A 22,692-nucleotide genomic window follows, 5' to 3' on the forward strand; every position below is an offset into this window, starting at 1 on the left:
GAGTTCTCGCCGGGCCCGCCGGGCGGCACCATAGGGTCGGTTCGGCAGCGGAAAAGTTAGGCGCCGGCATGTCCAATCTGATCAACAAAATCACGGCCTGGTGGCAGGGTGATGGTTCGGCGGCTGCCTACCATGCGCGCCCTTCCGGGCCGGCGGGCGCTGGCGGCCTTGTCACGCCCGAGGCCACCTCGGACGATTTCCAGGATCGGCTTAACGCCATTCTGGCGCATCAGGCGCGTGTCAGCGCCGGCAGCGTCCAGATGCTGGGCCTGGAAAGCCTTAAGGAGCGGCTGGGGGCCCGCTGGGAATCCGTGCGCGACCGGGTTCACCAGCTGGCCGACCGCCTGCTGAACCAGTCGCTCAGTCCCAGCGATGTCGTCTTCCCTTACGGCCCCGACACCTATCTCGTGGTGTTCGCCCGGATGGATGAACGGGCGGCCGGCCTGCTGTGCGCCCGCGTCCTTCAGGATCTGCAGCGGCTGCTCTTGGGCGATGCCGACACGGCCACGATCGTCGTGCGGACGGCGGTGCGCAAGGTGTCGGGCGACCTGGTGATGAAGCCGCACCGGCTGGCCGACCTGCTGGCCGGGGCCGCCCGCGCGGACGCCGTGGCCAAGGATGGGGGCGTCGGCGCCGGATCGACCGGCGCAGGCCCGGCTTCCCGGACGGCCGTCGATCCGCTGGGCAACGCCGTCACCGGATCCGCCGGCGGGGCGGGCGCCCCCCTCTGGGCCCCCCTGCCCGGCCAGGGGGCGGGCCGCCCGAGGGGCGTTCCCGTGCCCTCGGGCGCGGAGCCCCCGGCCTTCCAATCGGGGGAAGTCAAGGCCGCCTGGGCGGCTCACAGTCCACTGGGCCCGTTGGAAATCGTTTATCGGCCGGTATGGGACGCCAATCACCAGGCCCTATGCCTCTATATCACCCGGGGCCGGCGCAGGCGCCGGGGCGGGCAAGCGGTCTATGGCTACGATTCCATTCCCCAGCTGGCCGGCCCGGGGCCGCTGTCGGCGGAGACGCTGCACGCCATTCTGGAACTGGATGAAGAGGCGATGCGTCAGGCCATCGCCGCTTATCTGGAGCTTTATGACAACCGATTCCGCTTTTTCCTGTCGTTGCCCGTCCATTACGAGACGCTGGCCGGGGTGCAGCGCCGGCGGTCCTATGTGGCGCTGGCCAGCCGCATTCCAGCCCACCTCATCCCCTTTCTCACCTATCATCTGGTCGACCTGCCCGATGGGACGCCTACCGGCCGGCTCGCCGATTTCGTCACGGCGCTGAAGCCCTTCGGCCGCAACCTCATGGTGGGTATCGGCCTGGGCCGGCAGGACATGGCCACCCTGGCCGCGGCGGGGGTCAAGGGTGTGGGGGTCATCCTGCCGGGGGCGGGCGGGCTGGATCGCCCCGGCGTCGACCGCGCCAGTCCCGAGCGGCTGGCCATCGACCTGGGACTGGTGGCGGCGGAGGCCCGCCGCCATCGCCTGAATCTCTATGTCGAGGGGGTGGACACGGTGGAAACCGAGGCTCTGGTCGACCGTGTCGGCGCCGATTTCGTGGCGGGGGATCTCATCGGCGGCTGGACGGAAACTCCGGAACACATCGTGCGCATGTCCCGCGTCGACCTGCTGGCCCATTCCCGCCAGTCGCCGCCGTAAGGGGGCCCGATCAGCGCGGCGCTGGTCCCGTGCGCTGCTCGGGGGGTAGCTTGGCGCGCAGCCGCGCCGCCTCCGCCGGGTTCTTGGGCGCGCCGTCGCCGCTCTCGTACATCTGCGCCAGCAGGGCGATGGCACCTTGCTCACCACCGTCCGCCGCCTTGCGCAGCCAACGCAGGGCCTGGGCGTCGTCGCGGGGCACGCCCTCGCCCTGACGGTACTGGAAACCCAGGGCGAATTGGGCCGGCGCCCAGTTGCCGTCCGCCGCCAGCATGTTCCAGCGCGCCGCCTCCACCGGGTCCTTGGTCACGCCCAGGCCGGCCAGGTACAGGGCACCCATCTGGCCCTGGGCGCGCACGAAGCCCTGATTGGCCGCCTGTTTGTAAAGGCGCGCCGCCTCGGTGGGGTTGCGGGGCACGCCGGTACCGTTCTGGTACATCCAGGCCAGATTGGTCTGGCCGGCGGCATCACCCTGGCGGGCGCCCAGCGTGTACAGGCGCACCGCTTCGGCCACGTCCTTGGGCACGCCGCTGCCGTTCTCATAATGCCATGCCAGGCTGACCTGGCCACGGGCGTTGCCCTGGTCCGCGGCCAGCTTGTACAGGCGCGCGGCCTCCACCGGGTCCTTGGGCAGGCCATTGCTGCCCTGGTCGTACAGCACGGCCAAGCCCACCTGGGCCTGGGCGTTGCCCTTGTCCGACCCCTGCCGCAGATAGGCCAGGGCCTTGTCCTTGTCCACCGGCACGCCCAGGCCCAGGCCGTAGGCCTTGGCCAGTTCCACCATGGCGCCCGCGTTGCCTTGTTGCGCAAGGGCGGTCAGCTTGGGCAGGGCGGCGGCATAGTCCTGCTTGGCCATGGCCAAGCGGGCCATCGCCAAGTCGGCGGCGTTGTCCGCCCTGGCGGCGCCGGTGCCGCCGAAGGCCAGCAGGGCGGCCAGCACGACCGGCAGGACCAGCCGCGAGAGCGGTGCGCGGGGGACGGTGCGGGGCAGGGGGCGCGACATGGCGGGGTCCTTGAGCAAAATTCGGGCGCTAGGGCCGGAAAACGTCACGCAGCCAGCGGTTGGCGGGGTCGTCATCGCTGGCGCGATGCCAGTAGAGATTAAACGCCAGCGGCGGCATGTCCAGAGGCAGGGGCAAAGTCACCAGGGCGCCCCGGCTGCCGTCCACCAGCGGCTGGCTGTGATGGCGGCCCATGGTCAGCAGCATTCCGCCGCCTTTCAGGCCCGTCTCCGCTACCACGTGGCAGGCGGTCTCATACCGTTGGCAGCGTAGCGCGATGCGGCGTTGAATGCCCAGGCGCAACAGGGCGTAATCCTCCACCGCCGGGCCGCTGCGCCGGGAGGAGACGGCGATGTGCGCGGCCGCCCGATAGCCGTCCAGGTCCACCGGGCCGTGCCCGGCCGCCGCCACCAGGCAATAGTCGTCGCTCAACAGCGGCAGATGGCAGAGATCGGGGTCGGAGGGCAGGGCCACGTCCACCGCCAGATCCATGCGGCCGCGTGCCAGGTCGGCCTTCATCGTCGCCCGCTCCAAACGGACGCTGGCCAGGCGCACGCTGTCCATCCGATGGGCCGTCCCGCCCGACAGGTGCTGGCGCAGCCGGGCCACCATGCCGGGCAGCAAGGCGGGCTCCACCGCCTCCGGCATGGCGATGATGACCTGGCGCAGGTCGCGATCGGGCTGGAAATCCCGGGCGTCGGCCAGGGCCCGGCCCAGGGCCGCCAGCGCCTCCCGCACGCGGGGGGCCAGGCGGCGGGCCAGGGCGGACGGGGCGACCCCCCGGCCGTCGCGGGGGAACAGCGGCTCATCGCCGCCCGTGCCGAGGTGTGGCCCCAGCTGGTCGCGCAGGCGGGCCAGGGCGTGGCTGACGGCCGATTGCGACAAGGCCAGCTCATCGGCGGCGCGCGTCAGGCTGCGCGCCCGGTAAACCGCGTCGAACACCCGCAGCAGGTTCAGGTCCAGCCGGGACAGCAGCCGTATATCATGAATATCATTCATGGTTTATCGCGCATAAACTTCCCGTTCGTTCATGTCAATCCGGCGCTACACTGGCCCTCAACAACGCCACGCCGATGGCAGGTCCCGCGCAGGGGACAGAGGGAGAGAACGCCGATGGATTTCCAGCCCAGCGCCCGGGGCCAGGACTACCTGACCCGTGTCCGCCGCTTCATCGCCGACCATATCGCACCGGTGGAGGCGCGGTACTGGCGCGACGTCGCGGTCCATGACGGCCCCGACTGGCGCGCCTGGCGCGTGCCGCCCAAGATGGAGGAGCTGAAGGCCCGGGCCAAGGCCGAGGGCCTGTGGAACCTGTTCCTGCCGGACGCGGAGCTGGGCGCCGGTCTCAGCACCCTGGAATACGCCCCCATCGCCGAGGCCACGGGCCACAGCCTGATGGCGCCGGAGGTGTTCAACTGCAACGCCCCCGACACCGGCAACATGGAGGTGCTGTGGCGCTACGGCAGCACGGCGCAGCAGGAGGAATGGCTGAAGCCCTTGCTGGCGGGGGACATCCGCAGCGTCTTCTGCATGACGGAGCCGGAGGTGGCCTCCTCGGACGCCACCAACATGGCGGCCACGGCGGTGGTGGAGGGCGACGAGATCGTCGTGACGGGCCGCAAATGGTGGTCCAGCGGCATTGGCGACCCCCGCGCCCGCATCGCCATCGTCATGGCCCGCACGCCGGATGCGGGGCGCGACCGGCATCATCAGCATTCCATGGTGCTGGTGCCCCTGGAGGCACCCGGCGTGCGCATCGAGCGCATGCTGCCCGTCTTCGGCGCCTGGGATGCCCCTCATGGCCATGGCGAGGTGTCGTTCGACCGGGTGCGGGTGCCCCTGGCCAACTTCATCGCCGGCCCCGGCATGGGGTTCGAGATCGCGCAAGGTCGCCTGGGCCCGGGCCGCATCCACCATTGCATGCGCTGCCTGGGGGCGGCTGAGGAGGCGTTGGACCTGATGGTGAAGCGCGGCATGGCGCGCACCGCCTTCGGCCGGCCGCTGATCGACCTGGGCGGCAACCGCGAGCGGGTGGCGGAGGCGCGCGTGGCCATCGACCAGGCCCGCCTGTTGACGCTCTATGCCGCCTGGAAGATGGACAAGGTGGGGACCCAGGCGGCCCTGACCGAGATTTCCGCCATCAAGGTGGTGGCGCCCAGCGTGCTGGAGCGGGTGGTGGATGACGCCATCCAGATGCATGGCGGGGCCGGCGTGTCCGGTGACACGCCGCTGGCCGGCTTCTACGCCCAGGCGCGGTCCCTGCGCCTGGCCGACGGGCCGGATGAGGTGCACAAGGCCATGATCGCGCGCATCGAACTGGCCAAGCGCGGCTACAAGAAATCCGGTCACACAAGAACAGGCGGGGAGGGGTAAGGCCATGGGCATCACGCCGAAGACGGGCAGCGGCGGGGGCCGCATCTTCATCACCGGCGGGGCCAGCGGCCTGGGCTTGGCGCTGGGCCGGCGCTATGCCCGGGCCGGTTGGCGCGTGGCCGTGGGCGACGTGAACCCGGAGGCCATGGCGGCGGCGGTGGCGGAGCTTTCGACCATCGCGCCGGACGCCTTCGCCATCCCCTGCGACGTGCGCGACGATGGCGCCCTGGAGGCGGCGGCCCTGGCCCTGACCCTGCGCTGGGGCGGGGTCGACATCGTCGTCAACAACGCCGGTGTGGCCCAGGCCGGCAACATCGACGACACGCCGCTGGACGACTGGCGCTGGATCATCGACATCAACCTGATGGGCGTGGTGCGCGGCTGCCGCGCCTTCACGCCGATGTTCAAGGCGCAGGGCCATGGCTATTTCATCAACACCGCCTCCATGGCTGGCCTGCTCGATATGCCGACCATGAGCGCCTACAACGCCACCAAGGCGGCCGTCGTCACCCTGTCGGAAACCCTGCAGCACGAACTGGCGCCCAGCGGCATCGGCGTCAGCGTCATCTGCCCATCCTTCTTCAAGACCAACCTGGCCAGCAGCCTGCGCACCACCGACCCGCGCCTGCGCGCCCGGGTGGACAAACTGCTGAACCGTCCCGGCATCACGGCGGACGATGTGGCGGACTATGTCTACCAGGGCGTTGCCGCCGGCCGCATGCACCTGCTGCCGCATAAGGAGGGCCGCCGCTTCTGGCTGCTGAAGCGCCTGCTGCCGCGCCGCTGGTACGTCGCCATGATCGACCGGCGGGCGCGCAGCATGGCGACCCCGTCGCGCGCGGCGGCGGGCCCGGCGCCGGCCGGCACGCCCACCGGTACGCCCACGGGTACGCGCAGATGACCGAAGCGCCCGCCGCGACGGGGCAATCCGCCCCCCGCCCCCTGACCGACCGGGCCGGCCCCGTGCGGGCGGGGGAGGAACTGGACGTGGCGGCGGTCGACCGCTGGCTGAGGGAGCTGCGGCCAAATCTGGCCGGCCCGCCGACGGTGACGCAATATTCCGGTGGGGCGTCCAACTGGACCTATCGTCTGGCCTATGGCGAGGGCGGGGCCGGGGGCGACTTCATCCTGCGCCGCCCGCCCGCCGGCACCAAGGCCAAGTCCGCCCACGACATGGCGCGCGAATTCCGCGTGCAGCAGGCGCTGAAGCCCGTCTTCCCCTGGGTCCCCACCATGGTGGGGCTGTGCCAGGACGACCGGGTCATCGGCGCCGACTTCTATGTCATGGAACGCATCGCCGGCATCATCCCCCGGGCCAACCTGCCGCGCGGCCTGACCCTGGACGAGGGGGCGGTGCGCCGCCTGTGCCTGGCCATGGTGGACAAGCTGGTGGCCCTGCACCGGGTGGATCCGGAAGCCGCCGGCCTGGCGGCCCTGGGCAAGGGCGACGGGTATTGCCGCCGCCAGGTGGAGGGCTGGTCCGGCCGCTATGAGAAGGCGCGCACCTGGAACGTGCCGACCTTCCGCACGGTGCGTGCCTGGCTCGCGGCCAACACCCCGGCCGACAGTGCCGCGTGCGTCATCCACAACGACTGGCGCTTCGACAATCTGGTGCTGGACGCGGCCGATCCCACCCATGTCATCGGCGTGCTGGACTGGGAAATGGCCACCATCGGCGACCCGTTGATGGATCTGGGCGGGGCGCTGGCCTATTGGGTGCAGGCGGACGATGACTTCATCATGCGCTCCATCCGCCGCCAGCCCACCCATCTGGCGGGCATGCTGACCCGGGACGAGGTGGTGGCGCGCTACCTGGCGGCCATGGGCGACCGGCTGGACGCGAATGCTGTGGACTGGACCTTCTATGAGGTGTTCGGCCTGTTCCGCCTGGCCGTGATCGCCCAGCAGATCTATTACCGCTATCACCACCGCCAGACCCGCAATCCGGCCTTCAAGCGCTTCTGGCTGCTGGTGACCTACCTGGATTGGCGCTGCCGCCGCATCCTGCGCCGGGCCGGGCGCTGATCCCATGGTGGCGCTGTACCTCATCCGCCATGGCCAGGCCTCCTTCGGCGCCGACGACTATGACCGGCTGTCGGCCATCGGCCTGGACCAGGGCCGCAGGGTGGGCCGCGACCTCGCGCAACGCCTGGGGGCGGCGGCCATCGTCGCCGTCAGTGGCGGCCTGAACCGTCACCGCGACACCGCCGGCGCCTGCCTGGGGGCGATGGGCCGGGGCGACGTGGCCCTGGCCCAGGATCCGGACCTCAACGAATACGACCCCGCCGACATCATCGCCCGCCATCGGCCGGATCTGGCGGACGCGGCGGCGCTTCGGGCGGAACTGGCAACCGCGCCCGACCCCCGGCGCGCCTACCAGGCCCTGTTCGCCGACGCCGTCACCCGCTGGATGGGGGGCGGCCATGACGGCGACTACGCCGAATGCTGGCCGGTGTTCCGCGCCCGCGTGTTGGCCGGCCTGGCGCGCGCCGCCCAGCGGGCGGTCGACGGGGGCGGCGCGGTGCTGGTCTTCACCTCCGGCGGTCCCATCATGGTGGCGGTGCAGGCGGTGCTGGGCCTGGACGATGCCGCCGCCCGCCAGTTGCATTGGGCCCTGGTCAATGGCGGTGTCACCAAGCTGCTGGTTCCGTCCCGGGCTGTCGCGCAAATGGGCCCCCCGGTGGGGCCCGGCTGGTCGCTGTCCAGCCTGAACGAACATGCCTGCCTTGAGGCCCCGCCGGGCCTGCTGACCTATCGCTGAAGGATCGCCCCCATGCCGGCCAAGACCATCCTGATCACCGGCGCCAGCTCCGGCTTGGGGCTGGGCATGGCGCGGGAGTTCGCCGCCCTGGGCCGCGACCTCGCCCTGTGCGCCCGCCGCACCGACCGGCTGGAGGCCTTGCGGGAGGAGTTGCTGCGGGCCCACCCCGGCATCCGCGTGGCCATCCGTTCGCTGGACGTCACCGACCATGCGGCGGTGTTTGAGACCTTCCGTGCTTTCGATGCCGAAATGGGGGGGCTGGACCGCATCATCGTCAATGCCGGCATCGGCTCCGGCCGGCGCATCGGTACCGGCCACTTCGCCGACAACCTGGCCACCGCTCAGACCAATTTCGTGGCGGCCCTGGCGCAGTGCGAGGCGGCGGTTGAATTATTCCGATCACGAAACAACGGTCACCTGGTGGTGATCTCGTCCATGAGCGCGCTGCGCGGCCTACCTAAGCACCTGACGACCTACGCCGCCACCAAGGCCGGCCTCGCCGCCCTGGCGGAAGGCATCCGGGCGGAGCTTTTGCGCACCCCCATCCGGGTCAGCACGATCTTCCCCGGCTACATCCGCACCGAACTGAACGCGGGGGCCAAGCGCCTGCCCTTCGCCATTCCGGGCGACGTGGGCAGCCGCCTGCTGGTGCGGGCCATCGAGCGGGAACCCGCCACCGCCTATGTCCCTGCCTGGCCCTGGGCTTTCCTGGCGCCGGTGATGAGGCTGCTGCCCCTGTCGGTGGTGGCGAAGCTGGCTTAAGCGGATTTGCCGCGCGATCGGCGCCACACCAGGCGTAGGGTCCAGCCAGCCAGGGCCACCAGGGGCGCCCAGGGCAACACGCGCGCGGTGAAGGTCAGGACTTCCGCGAACGACGCCACCACGATGCCGCTGAAATCCTTGGCGGCGGTTTTCAGGGGGCGCCAATCCACACCATCGGGTTTGGGTTCGTCCGGCTGGGCGCCCTCATACCGGATGTCCACCTTCACCGTTTCCGTCTGGGTGCGCAGATAGTCGCGCTGGGCGGTGGCGCTTTCGATGTCCCCCTGTACCTGGGCCAGGGTGTGTTCCACGTTCAATAGGTCGCCGACGTTTTTCGTGCTGGTCTGGCGCAATAGGGCGGTCAGCCGCTCGCGTAGGGCGATCTTGCTCTCCAGTCGCTTGTCCACGTCCAGCACGGCCAAGGTCTTGTCCTCGCTGGTCTCGGAATGGGCGGTGACCTCCACCGGCGGAGCGGTGAGGGCGGCGGTGAAGGCGGCGAGAGCGGCCGGAGGCAGGCGCAAGCTGGTGTGGGCATTGATCCAGCCCCGTGCTCCATTACGGTTCACCTGGGACTCCAGGACCTCACAGCCCAATTTGGCACAGGTTTCCAGATGGCGGCGCTGGACAGCCTCCACCGCGTCGGCGGGTAGGCGCAGGGTGTAGCTCTGGCTGACGGCCACATATTTGCGCCGCATCGCCTGCAGCCCTTCTGGGGCCATGCCGAACGCGACGAAGTCTTCCTTGGAACCGGGGACGGGCGCTGACGGGCGGGCCGCGACCTCCTTCTTTTCCTCCACTTTGCCGCACGCGGCCAGCGCCAAGCACGCAGCCGCGATCAACAGCGGCAGCCGCCGCCTCCGATATCCCCTCATCTGCGATCCCCATCGAAGAATTGTGTAAGGGGTGGAGCCTAAAATCCGATGGCGGCAAATCTTCGGAGAGTTCATGGCAATATCGCCATGATTGCATTATCGGCATAACCAGGGGCGACAGGGCGTTCCTGCCTCTGCCGATTGTCGCGTGCAACACGACGTTAATACGAAACGATGTTGGACCTTTTGGCCGGATACTATCAGAAAAGCCAAGGGCTTCCGGGAAACAATCATTCAGCGGCACTGCCAAATCCTGTCCAATTGGTCATGTTTTTGCGGCGCTGCAACCGGGGCCATTGACAGGAACGGGGCGGCCCGCCATCAACGGATTGCTGTGTGGCGGTGACGTGTGGGGGCGCTTGTGGTGAAGGTCCGGTCCTGGCCGATGGTGGTTGCGGCCACAATGGTCCTGTCCCTCCTGGCCCCGGCCGGTTCTTCGGCCGCAAGCACCGCACCTTCGGGAAAGCCGGCGGAACCGCCCTTCCTGGTGATCAGCGACCTGCACTTCAATCCGCTGGATGACGCCAGCCTGGCCGCCCGGCTGGACGCGGCGCCGGCCAAGGATTGGCCGGCCATCCTGGACAGCCAGCCCGGCCATCGCCTGTCGCCCTTCGGCCGGGACAGCAACTGGTTCCTGCTGCGCGCCGCCTTCGCCGGCATGCGCCAGGCCCAGGCGCATCCGGCCTATGTCCTGCACACCGGCGACATGCTGGCCCATGATTTCCGGGAGACGTATGACGCCGCCTTCCCGGCGCACAAGGGGGATGAGGCCGCCTTCCGCGCCTTCGCCCTGAAGACGGTCACCGTCCTGATGGAAAGCCTGCGCCGCACCTTCCCTGGTGTGCCGGTGCTGACGGCCCTGGGCAACAACGACAGCTATTGCGGCGACTATGCCGTGGAGCCGAACGGCCGCTTCCTCGACGACACCCTGCCGCTGGTCACCGCCGGTTTCGGCGGCGCGCTGGGGGGACGGGGCGACCGGGCGGGTATCGGGCGCGACTGGCGCCAGGCCGGCAATTACGTCATCCCGCATCCGACGCTGAAGGGCGTGCGCATCCTGTCGTTCGACACGGTGATGCTGACCCGCAAGTACAAGAACAGCTGCGGCCGGCCGGACGACAGGCCGCAGGACACCACGTTGGCCTGGCTGCACCAGGCGCTGGCCCAGGCGCGGGCCGACGGTGCCCGCGTCTGGCTGATCACCCACGTCGTGCCGGGCATCGATGGCTATGCCACCGCCAACGCCTGGGCCAAGGCGGCCAAGGAGGCGGCGGCCGGGGGCCGTGCCGTTCCCGCCTGCACCGCCCCGGTGGAACTGCTGGCCCCGGGGATGGAGCCACGGCTGGAACGGGAGCTGGCCGAATTCCATGACATCATCAAGGTCATGTTCGCCGGCCACATCCATATGGACGACCTGCGCCTGGTGGGGCCGCCCGGCGCCGGTGTGCCCGTGCTGGTGACCCCGGCGGTCAGCCCGGTCTATCAGCAGAGCCCGTCCTTCAAGCTGGGTGTCAGCGCCCCCGATGGATCGGTGGCCAGCCTGACCACCTATTCCATGATCAATCTCAGCGACGAACCCAGTGTGGAAACCGCGCGTTGGGCGCCGGAATACGATACCGGGCGGGCCTGGGGCGCCCCGGCGCTGACCGCGGACGGCCTGCGCGGCATCATCGACCGCATCCGCGACAGCGCGCCGGCCAAGGCCCAATACCGCCAGATCTACAGCGTCGCCCGGCCCCAGGCCGCGGCCATGACGCCGGCGAACCAGCCGCTTTACCTCTGCGCCCTGGATAACACGCTGGTCGACGCCTACACCCGCTGCGCCTGCCCGGCCCCTTAAAGGACTCCGCGCCCATGTTCCGCCCCCTGTCCGCCGCCCTCCTGTCCCTGCTGCTGCTGAGCGGGTGTGCCCATCAGGCGGTGGCGCCGGTCGCGGCGCCCGCCCCGGTGGCGGTGATGGACCTGCCCAACCTGGGCGTGGTGAAGACCCAGCTGCTGGCCTACCACGACAGCGGCGCCTATGACCGCGACTTGGCCCGTGTCGCGGCGGAGGCCGGGGCCTGGGTCACGGCGCGCGCCGCGACCCTGCCGGCTGGATCGCGCCCCGCCCTGGTGCTGGACATCGATGAGACGTCGCTGAGCAACTGGCCGCAGATGAAGGTCAACGATTTCGGCTACATCAAGGCGGGTGGCTGCGATCTGGAGAGGGGCCCGTGCGGCGCCCCGGCGTGGGAGATGATGGGCCAGGCGGCCGTCATCGCGCCCACGCTGGCGGTGTTCCGCCAGGCGCGCGCCGCCGGTGTGGCCGTCTTCTTCGTCACCGGCCGGCCGGAAGGGGAACGCGATGCCACCGCCCGCAACCTGGCGGCGGCGGGGTATGAGGGCTGGGCCGGCCTGGTGCTGAAGGGTGCCGGTGCCCACGGCCAGTCCGCCGCCACGTACAAGGCGGCGGAGCGGGCGAAGATCGAGGCCCAGGGCTACATCATCATCGCCAACATGGGCGACCAGGATAGCGACCTGGCCGGCGGCCATGCCGAGCGCACCTTCAAACTGGCCAACCCCTTCTATTTCATCCCTTAAGTTGGCATGGCCCGTGAGGCAATCTTGCAAATAGGGCGGCCTGCCCGCATCCTTTGCCCCGCCTCCGCGCCATGCGGGGAATTGCCTTTGGGGGGCGGGGATGAGTGGGGAGATCGATGCGGCCGGCGGCTTGGCGGAAGCTGGCCTGGTCGCCAGGGCGATTGAGGGCGAACGGCACCATACCGCCGTCAGCCATGAGGACGGGCACCATCGCTGCGCCAACTGCGGCGCGCATCTGGTGGGCGCCTACTGTCATGCCTGCGGCCAGGTCGGGCATGTCCATCGCTCGCTGCTGCACATCGTGGAGGAGTTCTTCCACGGCATCCTGCATTTCGACAGCAAGGTCTGGCGCACCTTCCCCATGCTGGCCTTCCGGCCGGGCAGCCTGACGCGGCGTTATGTCCACGGCCACCGCGTGCGCTACGTGTCGCCGCTGGCGTTGTTCCTGTTCTGCGTCTTCCTCATGTTTTTCGGCCTGTCTTTCGTCGACACGCCGGACAAGGTGCTGAATGGAAATCCGCTGGCGGCTGTCGATCAGCAGTCCGTGGCCGAAGGCCGGGTGGAACTGGAGGCCGCCGTCAATGAAGCCAAGAGCGATCTGAAAGACGCGGAAGAGGATTTGGCCGAGGCGCTGCGGGACGGCACCAAGGTCGACAAGATGACCGCACGCCGGGATGAGCGCGCGCGCCAGCTCAAGGTGGCGGAGGCCGTGCTTAAGGCCTTCGACGCGGCCTCCAAAGCGGGCGCCAAGGCGCCCGCGAAGGCAGCCCCCGACGCGGCGCGGCCTGACGCCGCCCCCTCCGAGGCGGCGGCCCCGGCCGGCGAGGGGCTGGCGAAGGGCCCAGGGGGCGAAGCGCCGGCGAAGGCCGAGGCGGGCAAGGCCGGCAAGGAAAAGATGACCTGGTCGGTGGCGGATGAGCCGGTGGGTGACGAGCCGGCATGGGCGCGCTCAGCCAAGCGCCTGGCATCGTCGGAGAATTCGATCGATATCGGCAACCCGAAGCTGGAGGAGCATATCCGCCACGCCCTGCGCAACCCGGAACTGACGCTCTACAAGATCAAGGCCTCGGCGTCGAAACTGTCCTTCCTGCTGGTGCCCCTGTCGGTGCCGTTCATCTGGCTGATGTTCCTGTTCAAGCGGGGCGTCTATCTCTACGACCACGTGGTCTTCGCCCTGCACTCCCTCTCCTTCATGGCGGTGTTGACGGCGGTGGCGGCCTTGGGCTCGCGCCTGGGGTTGACCGCCGACATCCTGGGTCTGCTGTTCCTGGTGCCGCCCATCCACATGTACGCCCACGTCAAGGGCGCCTACCGCCTGGGCGTCTTCGGCGCCCTGTGGCGCACCTCCGTGCTGCTATGGGTGGCCACGCTGGCGTTGACGCTGTACCTGGTCTTCATCATCTCCGTGGGCCTGGTGGAATAGCCTATTCCAGGCTTTCCGTCAGGCTGGCGGCGATGGCGCGGGTGGGGGCGGTGGCGTCGGGGTTGGCCAGCGTCAGCACCCGGCGGCCCTGCCGGGTATAGGCCAGCGCGGCGCGGATCTGCGGATCGGTGCGGAACAGGGCCATGAACGACCCGTCGGCATAAGCGCGATAGAGGCCGTCCTGCAGCATGTCGGCCAGGCGGTCGTTATGCTTGGCCACGAAGAAGTAAAGATAGAAGTCGCGGTAGAACAGGGCGACGTCGCGGGCCACCGTCACCGGCACGCCGGCGTCTTGCGCCCGCGCCACCTCCTGATCGATGTCCAGACTGCTGCGGGGTGCTGCGTCGGCCCCGCCTGTGGCCACGGCGTTGTACAAATTGCCGGCGGTCTCATGCACCGTCAGGCCGGCGGCGCGCAGCAGCCGGGATTCGGGCCATCCCTCGCCCTGCGCGAAGGAAAGCGGGGCCGCCGTGCCGTCGCCGATCTTGGCTTGCGCCGCCTCGTTCACCGCCAACAGGCGATAGCCCATCAGGCCCCGGTCCAGCGGCACGCGCACCGGCTGGAAATGCGCCTCCAGCGCCGGGCTGCTGGCCAGCCAGTAGACGTCCACCGTGCCGTTGTCCGGCTGTTCCAGCAGGTGCAGCACCTGGCCGGTGGGCAATGCGCGGTGGTCGATTTTCAGGACGTAGGGCTGGCCGCTTTTGGTCAGGGCGAGCTTCAGCACCTCCAGCACATAGGCCGAGGCGGTGCCCTGGTCCAGGGCGTGCACCACCAGGGGGGCCGGTGGGCCGCCACCGGGCAGCGCCATGCCGCCCATGTCGACAGGATCGTCGCCGGGGCCGGCCGCCAGCGCCGCCCCCGGACCGAAAGGCCAAAGCAGGATGGCCAAAACAGGAAGGACACGTCGCAGCGCCAACAGGCGTCCGCCGCGTGGGCTCTTGGGGGAATGGGGCGTCATGGCGCAAACACATCCTGCGGCCCCCCTCTGCCAGAGGGGCCGTTATCGCTTGGTGGTGGCGGACCCTTCGACGGACATCGTCCGCCGGGGCCTTGTTATGGCCGACGGTATCGGCGGCCTTCTCCCGGGGCGAGCCCTGATCCTGGGGAGCAGGGTTGCCGCCAGGTCGCAGCCTACGCCCGTCAGGTTAGCCAGTCGTTAACGCGGGCGCTGGGGCCAACGGCGTCCGGCGACATCCCTGGGCACACCCTGTGGTGGTGCGGCATTTGCGCGCGCTTACGGGGCCATCCCTCAGGAAAGCTCAAGGAAAGAGAAAATACTGAAATTATATCAGCACGTTAATCGCGTGGCCCGCATGGGCCGCCCCCCGTGGTGCTTAATCCAAATTTAACCAGAACGGGAGGATCAAGAAGCGTCGCTGTTCTCCAGCTGGACCCTTCGGAAAGGAGCCCAACCATGACCGCCTGGCAAAATCTCTCCATCCGCTTGAAGGTCCTGGCCGCTTTCCTGACGGTTTTCGTGGCGACGCTGGCTCTGGGGCTGTTCGGCCTGGGCCGCACCGCCGCCGTCAACGGCACCGCGGCCGAGATGCGCGACAACTGGCTGCCGTCCACGGTGGCCCTGGGCCGGCTGGGCGTCACGGTGACCGACGTCCGCGTGGTCGAGGGGCGGGTGATCATGGCCGCCACCGCCAACGACCGGGCCTCGATGGAAGCCGCGGAGAAGCTCTTTGTCGACGCCGTGGCCGCAGCCGACAGGGCCCGGGCCGACTATCAGCCCCTGCTGACGGTTGGCACCGACGATGAACGCCTGATGACGGCGTTCGATACCGCCTGGGCGCGATACAAGAGCATCGCATCCGAGGTTGAGGACCTGGCGCGCAAGGGGGAGATGGCGAAGGGCATGCCCTTGTATCTGGGGGATGGGCTGAAGGCCTACCAGTCCGCCCGGGAAAGCGTCCTGGCCGATACCGCTTTCAATGGGGCGGAGGGCAAGAAGGCGGCGGATCAGGGGGCGGCGCTGTACGACAGCGCGGTGTGGATGACCTGGGGGGCCATCCTCATCACCGCGCTGTTGTGCGCTGGCGCCACCCTCGTCATCGTCTCCGGCGTGGTGCGGCCCATCACCCGGACCACGGGGGTGGTGGAAACCATGGCGGCGGGCGACCTGGCCGTCACTGTCGCCGACACCGGCCGGGGGGACGAGGTGGGTACCCTGGCGCGGGCGCTGCAGGTGTTCCGTGACGGCATGGTCAAGGCGCGCGACCTGGCCCAGGCCCAGGAATTGGAACGCCAGGCCAAGGAACGCCGGGCCCGCGCGTTGGAAAGCCTGGTCCAGGGCTTCGAGGCCAAGGTCGCCCAGCTGGTCGAGGCGCTGGCGGGGGCCGCCACGGAGATGACGGCGACGGCGGAAAGCATGACCGGCACGGCGGAGCGGACCAACGCCCAATCCAGCGCCGTGGCCGCCGCCGCCCAGCAGGCCTCCGCCAACGTTCAGACGGTGGCCGCCGCCACGGATGAGATGGTGGCGACGGTGCAGGAGATCGGCAGCCAGGTGGAAAAGTCGCGCAGCATCGCCACCAAGGCCATCCAGGAGGCGACCCAGACCAGCGCCACGGCCCGCCAGCTGGCCAATAGCGCCCATCGCATCGGTGAAATCGTGCAGTTGATCAGTGCCATCGCCGGCCAGACCAATCTGCTGGCGCTGAATGCCACCATTGAGGCCGCACGGGCCGGTGAGGCCGGCAAGGGCTTCGCCGTCGTCGCCAGCGAGGTGAAAAGCCTGGCCAACCAGACGGCCAAGGCCACCGGCGACATCGAAAGCCAGATCGGTGAAATCCAGGGACTGACGACCCAGGCCGTGGCCGCCATCGAAAGCGTCAGCCGCACCATCAACGAAATGTCGGACATCGCCATGGCCATCGCCTCCGCCATTGAGGAGCAGTCCGCCACCACCTCGGAGATCGCCCGCAGCGTGAACGAGGCCGCGAAGGGTACGGAAGACGTGTCGCGCAACATCACCGGCGTGCATGAGGCGGCGTTGGCCACCGGGTCGGCGGCCACCCAGATCCAGGACGCCGCCCGCGATCTGTCGCACCAGGCGGAAGATTTGAACAGTGAGGTCTCGCGCTTCATCACCGGCGTCAAAGCCGCCTGATCCGCGGGGGCGACCTCCCGGTCACCGTCGCGGGGGGCGGATCCTGCCCAGCATGCGTCCCCCCCCCGGCGCACACCCAGGCCTTTTGGGTTTTTAAGGAACGGCCGGACCTTCTGATATGGATTTTTAATGCCCGCCCGGCGGCTCAATGGGGCCCTCGCATGACCTGCCGGATTGACCGCCATGTTGGGCTTCGACACCCTGATCGACCTCATCACCCATCGCACCGATCCCGCGCCATCGGTTCCGCCCCAGTCGCCTGGCCGGGCCGACTGGGCCTTCGCCACGCCCCCCCATCTGCCGGCTGGCGGGTCCGTCACGGTGGACCTGGCCTCCGGGCGGGTATGGGTGCGCGATCCCCGTCGCGCCGCCGACTTCCCCCTGGCCGAGGTGGCCGTCCAGCCCATCCGCCCCGCCGACATCGCCCGGCCGGAAGCGCTCGCCCAGCTGGTGGTTTGGGCGGGTGAGCCCGTGCCGTGGCGCTTCCGCATCCCCTGCGCGTCCTGGCGGCAGGCACGCACGGTGGCGGCGGAGTTGGGCATCGTGCTGGATAAGGCCGCAATCGACCGTGCCGCCCGCTGCCTCAGCTTCTGATCGTCCGGGCGCCGGTTCCGGCGACCTACGCCTTTTGTGCGACGCAAAACCTTCTTCGCGCTTGCGAGATCGGTTGGGTATACTGTGCCCCGCGGGGTTCTTCCGTCGCGCAAGGACCGGGGGAGGTCCGGCGCCCGGGAATGATCTGGAGAGGGAACGCTGATGGCCTTTACCGACGCTACCGGCCCGAGCGCGCCGTTTGGCATGCCGTCGGGCTTCCTCGACCCCAGCAACCATTGGCCTTTCCGCCTGTGGCAGGATGGATTGGCCTATTCGGTGGATGCCTGGCAGCGCACGGCCCTGGTGATGGATGTGCTGCGCCAGCGCGGCGCCCAGTATCATGAGCACATGGCCCAGACGGCACCCACCGTCCTCAGCTTTGAAAGCGAGACGGTCCTGGATGGCGCCACGCTGCCCCGGCCGGTGAATTATTCGCTGCAGCGCATCATCCCCCCGGCGGGCGTTGAACTGGATCTGAAGAAGCGGCCCTTCGTCGTCGTCGATCCCCGCGCCGGTCATGGCCCCGGCATCGGCGGCTTCAAATCCGACAGCGAGATCGGTGTGGCGCTGGCGGCCGGCCACCCCTGCTATTTCATCGGCTTCCTGCCCCGGCCCCTGCCCGGGCAGACGGTGGAGGACGTCATCGCCGCCGAGGCCGCCTGCCTGGAGCGGGTCATCGCCCTGCATCCGGAGGCGGAGGGCAAGCCCGTGGTCATCGGCAACTGCCAGGCCGGCTGGCAGCTGATGATGACGGCGGCCATCCGGCCCGACCTGTTCGGCCCCATCATCATCGCCGGCACGCCGCTGTCCTTCTGGGCCGGGGTGCGGGGCAAGGACCCCATGCGCTACAGCGGCGGCCTGCTGGGCGGCAGCTGGCTGACCGCGTTCACCAGTGACATGGGTGCTGGCCTGTTCGACGGCGCTTGGCTGGTGCAGAATTTCGAGAATCTGAACCCTGGCAACACCTTGGTGGGCAAGCAGTACGCCCTGTGGGACAAGGTCGATACCGAGGCGTCGCGCTATCTGGGCTTTGAGAAGTGGTGGAACGGCCACGTCCTGCTGAACGGCGAGGAAATCCAGTACATCGTCGACAAGCTGTTCGTGGGCAACCGCCTGGCCACGGCCGACATCGTCACCAAGGACGGCGTGCGCGTGGATTTGCGCGCCATCCGGTCCCCCATCATCGTCTTCTGTTCCAAGGGCGATAACATTTCGCCGCCGCCACAGGCGCTGGGCTGGATCTCCGATCTGTATGAAAGCGTGGATGACATCCGTTGCCACGGCCAGACCATCGTCTACGCGGTGCATGAAAGTGTCGGTCACCTGGGCATCTTCGTATCGGCCGCCGTGGCGCGGAAGGAACACCGCGAGTTCGCCTCCAACATCGATTTCATCGATGTGCTGCCCCCGGGCCTTTACGAGGCGCAGATCCTGCCGGCGGAGGCCGCCCCCTCCGGCCAGTCGGGGCAGGAGGGCGACCCCAACGTTCTGCGCTTCGCCGCGCGCAGCATTGGCGACGTGGCCGCCCATGTGCAGCCCATCGCGGACGATGAGCGCCGCTTCGCCACCGTGTCCCGCCTGTCGCGGGTGACGCTGGGCCTCTACCGGGACTTCGTCCAGCCCTGGGTGCGCCAGATGATGGGCGAAACGACGGCGGAGGCGCTGCGCAACCTGCACCCCCTGCGCCTCAGCTACGAACTGTTTTCCGATACCAACCCGTGGCTGAACGGCGTGCCCGAGTTGGCCGCTGCCGCCCGGCGCGACCGCCGGCCGGTGGGGGCGGAAAATGTGTGGCGCGCGCTGGAGCAGCGGCTGGCCCACCACATGGAAACGGCACTGGACGTCTATCGCGATCGTCGCGACGCGGCGTGCGAGGCAATGTTCATGGGCATTTACGGGCATCCGGTGACCCAGGCGCTGTTCGGCCTCAACGCCGATGACGCCCCGCCGCGCAGCCATCCGGGCGAGACCCCGGAGCACCGCCGCTTCCTGGCGGAACAGGGGGCGGAGCTGCGCCACCGCCTGCATGTGGGTGGCCTGCGCGAGGCCGGTATGCGGGCGCTGCTGCATGTGGCGCTGGCCGAGCGCATGGCCGATGCGCGGGGGTTCAACGCCCTGCGGGGCTTGCGCGACACCCATGGCCGCGGCTTGAGCCTGCCGGAGTTCAAGCAGCTGGTGCGTGACCAGTTCCTGATGCTGCTGCTGGACCCGGCCGCGGCATTGGAAACCCTGCCCGAACTGCTGGCCGGTGCCACGGCGGAGGAGATCGGCCGCTTGTCGGACAGTCTGGTGACGGTGGCCGGCGCCGCAGGTCCGCTGGATGTCCGCGGCCAGGAACGGCTGGACGGCTTACTGGCCCTGTTCCGGGACCTGGCGGCCAAGGCGCCTCCGGGAGAGGACGCTCACGTCGCGATGGCCCCGGTGGTGGACACGGTGCCGCCCAGCCCGGTGCCGCCCAGCCCGGTGTTGGACCAGGCGCCGACGCCCGAGGCGGATCCCAAGCCCGCCGCCAAGGCGCGCCGCGCCAAGGTCGTCGCCACCCCGAAACAGGCGCCACCGGGCGAACCGCCGCTCATCACCGGGGAACCGACCTTCCCGGCGGCAGATGTCGTGGCCGAGTCCAAACCTGGACCTGTCGCCCCGGCCCCGGTCGCCGGGCCCAAGCGGTCCCCGGCCCCCCGCCGCGCCAAGGTGCCCGGGCGGTAGGCGAGGTTCAGGCCGGCCCCACCCCCCGTACCAGCTCTGCCAACACCTCCAGCGCCGGTTGGCGGGGGAAGGTGGGGCGGCTGACCAGGCGGATGAGGCGGCCGGTCTCCGCACCGGCCAGGGGGCGGAACACCACGTCCCGCCGCGCGGCGTGGGTTTCGGCCGCCAGCGCCGGCACCAGGGTGGTGCCGTAGCCCGCCGCCACCATGTTCAGCAGCGTCTCCAGACTGGTGGCGCGCAGCGACCAGCCGGCTGGATCGGGGCGGGCGCAGGCGGCCAGGGCCTGGTCGCGCAGGCAATGGCCGTCGGCCAGCACCAGCAGGTCTGGGGCCAGCGCCGCCTCCGGCACCGTCGCCAGTCCGGCGAGGGCATGGTCCGGGGGCAGGGCCGCCAGGAACGCCTCCCGGAACAGCGGCCGCTCCACCAGGTCGTCACCCGCCACCGGTGTCGCGATCAGCGCGGCGTCCAATTGGCGGCGGCGCAGCCGCTCCACCACCGCGTCGGTCGTGTCCTCCCACAATTCCAGGGTCAGGTGGGGACAGCGTTGGCGCAGGGGGGCGAAGACGCGGGGCATGAGATAGGGGCCCAGGGTGGGGATGACGCCCAGGGTCAGCGGGCCCGTCAGCGGATCGCGGGCGCCGGCCAGGGCGACGATGGCGTCGGCCTCGGCCACCGCGCGGGCGGCATGCACCAGCACCGCCTCCCCCAGCGGCGTGGGCGCCACCCATTTGTTGGTGCGTTCGAACAAGGCGGCGCCCAGCCGCGCCTCCAGTTTGGCCACCTGGCTGCTGAGCGTCGGCTGGCTGACGTTGCAGGCGGCGGCGGCCCGGCCGAAATGGCGGTGCTGGGCCACCGCCAGCAGGTATCGCAGGTCGCGCAGATTCATCGGCGTCAGGGCTCCTGAGAAGGCGTTCAATATATGTCAACTATCGTTGCGATATGAACAATCGATTTTACGCATGACGTTGGGCGGCCTAATTTTCCCTTCGCCGGGACCTCGCCCTACCCGCGATGGCGCCCAAATGTTTCCCCGGATACCGACCGCATGCGGTGTCCCCCCTTGGATGACGGAGTGTTCGCCATGACCAACCAGCCGCCCCGCATGACCACCACGGCCGGCGCGCCCATCGCCGACAATCAGAACAGCCTGACCGCCGGTCCGCGCGGCCCCGTCCTGATGCAGGACTATCAGCTGATGGAAAAGCTGGCGCACCAGAACCGGGAACGCATTCCGGAGCGCGTGGTGCATGCCAAGGGCTGGGGCGCTTTCGGCACCCTGACGGTGACGCACGACATCACCCGCTATACCCGGGCCAAGCTGTTCGGCGCCGTCGGCAAGAAGACCGACCTGCTGATCCGCTTCTCCACCGTCGCTGGCGAACTGGGGGCGGCGGATGCCGAGCGCGACGTGCGCGGCTTCGCGGTGAAGTTTTATACCGAGGAGGGCAACTGGGATCTGGTGGGCAACAACACGCCCGTCTTCTTCATCCGCGATCCGCTGAAGTTCCCCGACTTCATCCACACCCAGAAGCGCCACCCCCGCACCAACCTGCGCAGCCCGACGGCCATGTGGGACTTCTGGTCCCTGTCGCCGGAAAGCCTGCACCAGGTCACCATCCTGATGTCCGACCGCGGCCTGCCGCCCAGCCCGCGCTTCATGAACGGCTATGGCAGCCACACCTACAGCTTCTGGAACGACCAGGGCGAACGCTTCTGGGTGAAGTTCCACTTCAAGACCCGGCAGGGCCACAAGCACCTGACCAACGACGAGGCGGCGCGGGTGGTGGGCCAATCCCGCGAGAGCTATCAGGAGGACTTGTTCGGCAGCATCGAGGCGGGCGACTTCCCGCGCTGGACCCTGCAGGTCCAGGTCATGCCCGAGGCCGAGGCGGGCCAGACGCCCTACAACCCCTTCGACCTGACCAAGGTGTGGCCGCATGCCGACTACCCGTTGATCGACGTCGGCGTGGTGGAGCTGAACCGCAACCCGGACAACTACTTCGCGGAGATCGAGCAGGCGGCGTTCAGCCCGTCCAACGTGGTGCCCGGCATCGGCCACAGCCCCGACAAGATGCTGCAGGCCCGCATCTTCTCCTACGCGGACGCCCACCGCTATCGCCTGGGCACGCATTACGAGGCGCTGCCGGTCAACCAGCCCAAATGCCCGGTGCACCACTATCACAAGGACGGGGCCATGCGCTTCTTCCGCAACGACACCGGCAACCCCGACGCCTATTACGAGCCCAACAGCCTGGGCGGCCCGGCGCAGGACCCCAGCGTGGCGGAACCGCCGTTGCGCCTGTCGGGCGCGGTTGATCGCTATGACCACCGCGACGGCAATGACGACTACAGCCAGCCCCGCGCGCTGTTCACCCTGATGGATCAGGACCAGAAGGCGCGGCTGTTCGCCAACATCGCCGCCGCCATGCAGGGCGTGCCGCAGGGGATCGTGGATCGCCAGCTGGGCCACTTCGCCAAGGTCCATCCGGAGTATGCCGACGGCGTGCGCCGGGCGCTGGCCAGCGGCGAAGGCGCCGGCCGGCCGGAGACCGCCGTCTCCTGATCCTGTTCCGCCTCGGGTCCCTGGGATTGTCCGTCCCACCCTGGCGCCCGTCCCCCAAACCGGCCCGTTCCCCGTGATCCCCACACCGGGAACTGGCCTTGGCACCAGGGAACCTGGTGGCCGGGTGTGTCCCAAAAACCACCCGGCCACATCTTTCTTTAAGGGTCGCTCACTTTACAGTTGTGGCGGCGCCCCCCGGCGGCATAGCCTCTGGCCCATCACAACAAACGGTCATACGTCGATGCGCCTCGTTCTCCAATTTAGCCAGCAAGCCGCTGTGCCGGTTGGGGCGGGGT

18 protein-coding genes are annotated in these 22,692 nt (G+C 69.3%); 13 read left to right on the top strand and 5 right to left on the bottom strand.

Features of this window, described 5'->3' with window-relative positions; all coding sequences use genetic code 11:
• The first annotated feature begins 68 nt into the window (after window positions 1–68).
• Window positions 69–1,649, top strand: a complete 1,581-nt coding sequence (locus FHS74_RS14510; RefSeq protein ID WP_184801684.1) for an EAL domain-containing protein — start codon at window positions 69–71, stop codon at window positions 1,647–1,649.
• Between the two features lie 10 nt (window positions 1,650–1,659).
• On the opposite strand, the gene FHS74_RS14515 is transcribed toward FHS74_RS14510, so the two are convergent.
• Both FHS74_RS14515 and FHS74_RS14520 read right to left on the bottom strand, forming a co-directional pair.
• The gene (locus FHS74_RS14515) at window positions 1,660–2,649 is read right to left on the bottom strand and encodes a tetratricopeptide repeat protein (RefSeq protein ID WP_184801686.1); all 990 of its coding nucleotides are present in this window, start codon (window positions 2,647–2,649) and stop codon (window positions 1,660–1,662) included.
• A gap of 28 nt (window positions 2,650–2,677) precedes the next feature.
• Window positions 2,678–3,646, bottom strand: coding sequence for a LysR family transcriptional regulator (locus FHS74_RS14520; RefSeq protein WP_184801688.1), 969 nt, complete (start codon window positions 3,644–3,646; stop codon window positions 2,678–2,680).
• Between the two features lie 114 nt (window positions 3,647–3,760).
• On the opposite strand from FHS74_RS14520, the gene FHS74_RS14525 reads away from it, so the two are divergent.
• The 5 genes from FHS74_RS14525 to FHS74_RS14545 are packed head-to-tail and all read left to right on the top strand — an operon-like array spanning window position 3,761 to window position 8,543.
• On the top strand, window positions 3,761–5,020 hold the full coding sequence (locus FHS74_RS14525; RefSeq protein ID WP_184801690.1) for an acyl-CoA dehydrogenase family protein: 1,260 nt from the start codon (window positions 3,761–3,763) through the stop codon (window positions 5,018–5,020).
• Window positions 5,021–5,024: 4 nt separating this feature from the next.
• Window positions 5,025–5,921: an SDR family oxidoreductase gene (locus FHS74_RS14530; RefSeq protein WP_184801692.1), complete on the top strand. Its 897-nt coding sequence runs from the start codon at window positions 5,025–5,027 to the stop codon at window positions 5,919–5,921.
• The gene (locus FHS74_RS14535; protein WP_184801693.1) at window positions 5,918–7,045 is read left to right on the top strand and encodes a phosphotransferase family protein; all 1,128 of its coding nucleotides are present in this window, start codon (window positions 5,918–5,920) and stop codon (window positions 7,043–7,045) included. The genes FHS74_RS14530 and FHS74_RS14535 overlap by 4 nt, the downstream gene beginning before the upstream one ends.
• 4 nt (window positions 7,046–7,049) lie before the next feature.
• Complete coding sequence (locus tag FHS74_RS14540) at window positions 7,050–7,781, top strand: histidine phosphatase family protein (RefSeq protein ID WP_184801696.1); 732 nt, start codon at window positions 7,050–7,052, stop codon at window positions 7,779–7,781.
• Between the two features lie 12 nt (window positions 7,782–7,793).
• Window positions 7,794–8,543 (top strand): SDR family oxidoreductase, encoded by a 750-nt coding sequence (locus tag FHS74_RS14545; RefSeq protein WP_184801698.1) that lies wholly within the window; start codon window positions 7,794–7,796, stop codon window positions 8,541–8,543.
• On the opposite strand, the gene FHS74_RS14550 is transcribed toward FHS74_RS14545, so the two are convergent.
• Window positions 8,540–9,415: a DUF4349 domain-containing protein gene (locus tag FHS74_RS14550; RefSeq protein WP_184801700.1), complete on the bottom strand. Its 876-nt coding sequence runs from the start codon at window positions 9,413–9,415 to the stop codon at window positions 8,540–8,542. The two genes, FHS74_RS14545 and FHS74_RS14550, sit on opposite strands and share 4 nt — an antisense overlap.
• Before the next feature lie 403 nt (window positions 9,416–9,818).
• Between FHS74_RS14550 and FHS74_RS14555 the strand changes: the two genes are divergently transcribed.
• The 3 genes from FHS74_RS14555 (at window position 9,819) to FHS74_RS14565 (ending at window position 13,418) form a co-directional block, all read left to right on the top strand.
• On the top strand, window positions 9,819–11,255 hold the full coding sequence (locus FHS74_RS14555; RefSeq protein ID WP_184801702.1) for a metallophosphoesterase: 1,437 nt from the start codon (window positions 9,819–9,821) through the stop codon (window positions 11,253–11,255).
• A 14-nt stretch (window positions 11,256–11,269) separates the two neighbouring features.
• Window positions 11,270–11,995, top strand: a complete 726-nt coding sequence (locus tag FHS74_RS14560) for an HAD family acid phosphatase (protein ID WP_184801704.1) — start codon at window positions 11,270–11,272, stop codon at window positions 11,993–11,995.
• Between the two features lie 100 nt (window positions 11,996–12,095).
• Complete coding sequence (locus FHS74_RS14565; RefSeq protein WP_184801705.1) at window positions 12,096–13,418, top strand: DUF3667 domain-containing protein; 1,323 nt, start codon at window positions 12,096–12,098, stop codon at window positions 13,416–13,418.
• A gap of 1 nt (window position 13,419) precedes the next feature.
• Here FHS74_RS14565 and FHS74_RS14570 read toward each other — a convergent pair whose 3' ends face one another.
• On the bottom strand, window positions 13,420–14,376 hold the full coding sequence (locus tag FHS74_RS14570) for a type 2 periplasmic-binding domain-containing protein (protein ID WP_184801707.1): 957 nt from the start codon (window positions 14,374–14,376) through the stop codon (window positions 13,420–13,422).
• Window positions 14,377–14,832: 456 nt separating this feature from the next.
• Between FHS74_RS14570 and FHS74_RS14575 the strand changes: the two genes are divergently transcribed.
• The 3 genes from FHS74_RS14575 (at window position 14,833) to FHS74_RS14585 (ending at window position 19,833) form a co-directional block, all read left to right on the top strand.
• Window positions 14,833–16,533, top strand: a complete 1,701-nt coding sequence (locus FHS74_RS14575; protein WP_184801709.1) for a methyl-accepting chemotaxis protein — start codon at window positions 14,833–14,835, stop codon at window positions 16,531–16,533.
• A gap of 174 nt (window positions 16,534–16,707) precedes the next feature.
• On the top strand, window positions 16,708–17,127 hold the full coding sequence (locus FHS74_RS14580) for a hypothetical protein (protein WP_184801711.1): 420 nt from the start codon (window positions 16,708–16,710) through the stop codon (window positions 17,125–17,127).
• Between the two features lie 162 nt (window positions 17,128–17,289).
• Window positions 17,290–19,833: a DUF3141 domain-containing protein gene (locus FHS74_RS14585; RefSeq protein WP_246463137.1), complete on the top strand. Its 2,544-nt coding sequence runs from the start codon at window positions 17,290–17,292 to the stop codon at window positions 19,831–19,833.
• 7 nt (window positions 19,834–19,840) lie between these two features.
• On the opposite strand, the gene FHS74_RS14590 is transcribed toward FHS74_RS14585, so the two are convergent.
• Window positions 19,841–20,719: a hydrogen peroxide-inducible genes activator gene (locus tag FHS74_RS14590; protein ID WP_184801713.1), complete on the bottom strand. Its 879-nt coding sequence runs from the start codon at window positions 20,717–20,719 to the stop codon at window positions 19,841–19,843.
• 195 nt (window positions 20,720–20,914) lie between these two features.
• Between FHS74_RS14590 and FHS74_RS14595 the strand changes: the two genes are divergently transcribed.
• Window positions 20,915–22,396 carry a catalase gene (locus FHS74_RS14595; protein ID WP_184801799.1) on the top strand — a complete coding sequence of 494 codons (1,482 nt, stop codon included), beginning with the start codon at window positions 20,915–20,917 and terminating at the stop codon, window positions 22,394–22,396.
• Window positions 22,397–22,692 lie beyond the last annotated feature (296 nt).

Source organism: Nitrospirillum iridis (assembly GCF_014205765.1).
Taxonomy (GTDB): domain Bacteria; phylum Pseudomonadota; class Alphaproteobacteria; order Azospirillales; family Azospirillaceae; genus Nitrospirillum; species Nitrospirillum iridis.